Annotated in this window: 1 protein-coding gene and 1 pseudogene; both read right to left on the bottom strand. The window is 37.4% G+C overall.

What is annotated here, in order from left to right; genetic code table 11:
* Positions 1–184 precede the first annotated feature (184 nt).
* Positions 185–2,140: an alkyl/aryl-sulfatase gene (locus N518_RS0115085; RefSeq protein ID WP_000693745.1), complete on the bottom strand. Its 1,956-nt coding sequence runs from the start codon at positions 2,138–2,140 to the stop codon at positions 185–187.
* An 81-nt stretch (positions 2,141–2,221) separates the two neighbouring features.
* Positions 2,222–2,482 (bottom strand): annotated as a pseudogene (locus N518_RS16520) (integrase core domain-containing protein); the annotation flags it as partial.
* Positions 2,483–2,570: the final 88 nt, after the last annotated feature.

Genomic DNA, 2,570 nt, shown 5'->3' with positions numbered 1-2,570 from the left:
ATAACTCATTGAGATGTGTCATAGTATTCGTCGTTAGAAAACAATTATTATGACATTATTTCAATGAGTTATCTATTTTTGTCGTGTACAGAGATTCCTGTTATAAGATTGGGAGAACCAAGTTGATAATTTCACCCATTTCTTTGGATCTATTAATTTAAGTTTCGACTTTACTTATTTGAGCTTAGCCATTTGGTCGAGTCACAATCGGGAAAATTGAATCTGGACGTTTAAACATTGCAAAGAATTTTCCAATTTTCAGTGGATTACCTTTGACTTTACTGTCTTTAGAAAGCAGGACTTTTACCCCTTCTATTTGACCTGTAATCATTTTTAGATATAAGGGCTTGGTTAAGGTTAATGTAGGGCAATCCAATGCCAAATCTTTACTTTCATCATAACGCTTAAACTGCATGACTGAGTTTTCAACCCATAATGAAAAATGCTCTTTGGTATCCGACAAAACCAGATTGATACACTGGTTTTCATTTTTTAAATTTTCCACATCTAAATTTGTCGCCATAGCTTCAAGAAATCTTTCAGTTGGTGTATGAATCAATAAATCACTCGGATCAGAAGTATTTTGTAGGGGTACATTATTTTGTAGCTCTTGAGCGCCCACCAAAAAGAAATTACGCCAAGTTGAAGCCTCAGCAGCATAGCCCAATTGACGATAAGTATTCGCCAATAAGTCTTTTGCTTGTTGGTTTTGAGGGTTATTCAACACAATATGTTTTAAAATCTCGGCAGCCCATCTATAGTCAGCTTGAGCGTAGGCATCCCGCGCATTTTTCAATGCATTGTTCTCCCCACCTGCTAACTCAATATATTTTTTTGCAACAGCTTTAGGGGGTAATGGATCTAAATTGGAAGGATGGGCATCGAACCATCCCATATAATATTGGTATACTGCTTTTACATTATGTTTTAGGGTTCCATAATAGCCATGAGCATATAGTTTTTGATCAAGTGCCGCTGGAAGCTTAATTTTTTCGGCAATTTCAGCGCCATTAAAACCAGAGTTCATATATCTCACCGTCTGATCATGCGTGAACTTATAAACATCTCGCTGGGTTTTAATAAAATCTTGAATATTGTCATTGCCCCAGACAGGCCAATGATGCTGTGCAATCAATACATCGGATGCTTTGGCATGCTGCATTGCTTGGTCTAGATAGCCCACCCATTTTAAGGCATCACGGACTTTAGCACCCCGAAGGGTATAAAGATTATGCATGGTATGAGATAGAATTTCTGCGCCGTTATAAAGTTTCAATGATGGGATAGAGAACGTTAATTCTGCTGGTGCTTCTGAACCCGGCACGTTATAAAACACAAAATCCAAGCCATCAACCGTCATTTTCTGTTCTGGTTGAGTGATCAGTTGTGTAGGCTCAAGGATGCCCATTTTTCCCACAGCAACAGCCTTACCTAAACCTGTATCCACCAATCCTTCCGCATTTTTAGGTAGAAAAGTTCCATACATATAAGTCGCACGACGTATCATGGCTGAACCTGCCATCACATTTTCACTGGTCGCTTCTTCCATAAAGCCTTTTGGCGCAATAATTGGAGTTTTTCTAGCGTTAATTTCTTCGCTAGAAAGAACGCCTAATGCACCACCAAAATGATCGATATGGCTATGGGTAAAGATAATGGCTGAAATTTTTTGCTCACCTAAATGCTGTCTAGCAAATTTAAGTGCTGCTTCAGCCGTTTCTTTAGAGGTTAATGTATCCACAATAATCCAGCCAGTATCACCCTGAATGATGGTCATATTTGCCAAATCAAAACCACGAATTTGCCAAACTCGATCTGTTACTTTAAATAGCCCAACATTGTTGTTTAATTTTGCTTGTCGCCATAGAGTGGGATTAACGGTATTTGGTGCTTGATCTTGTAAAAAACTAAATGCATCAAAATCCCAGATAACATTGCCTTTCTCACTTTTAATTTGACCTGTTGGCTTGGCAATAAAGCCCTTTTGAGCCTGATTAAACTCAGTCATATCCTCTAAGTTATACTTCGCCTTATATGTATTATTTGATTCAATGACCGCTTTTTCTACTACAGTATTTGCTGCAAAAACAGAAAATGGCAGAATAAGCATCAATGAAACTGTTAAAAACTTAATTTTCATCTTCTTTCCTTTTTTTAAATAGAGGTGGTCCCACATGTTTGAACAACTAAAAGCTTATTTATAAGTGATACTCTGCTCTAGTTAAGCTACCTTATTTTGTTGTGGTAGCTGGTCATAGTAAAACTCATCTGGAGTCATTTTGTCCAGACTCGAATGAGGTCGTTTCAAATTATAAAATTCAAAATATGCGTTTAATTGCTTCTTCGCATCCAAAACATTGCTGTAGGCTTTGAGATACACCTCTTCATATTTAACGCTCCGCCATAATCGTTCAACCATCACATTATCAACCCATCGACCTTTACCATCCATGCTGATTTGGATGTCATTTGATTTCAATACATGGCAGAGTAAAACTTGAAGTGCGACATAAACCACCTAATTAATTTAAAGGGTTTATGGAGTATATAAAATTGTCATACCATCATCT

The sequence above is a fragment of the Acinetobacter sp. UNC436CL71CviS28 genome (assembly GCF_000620525.1).
Lineage (GTDB): Bacteria > Pseudomonadota > Gammaproteobacteria > Pseudomonadales > Moraxellaceae > Acinetobacter > Acinetobacter radioresistens.
The sequence above is the reverse complement of the archived record's forward strand: the minus strand, read 5'-3'. Positions and strand labels throughout refer to the sequence as shown.

What these genes read in the sequence shown, in the direction of transcription:
- N518_RS0115085 (WP_000693745.1), bottom strand. Translation starts at nt 2,140, where the DNA reads ATGAAAATTAAGTTTTTAACAGTTTCATTGATGCTTATTCTGCCATTT.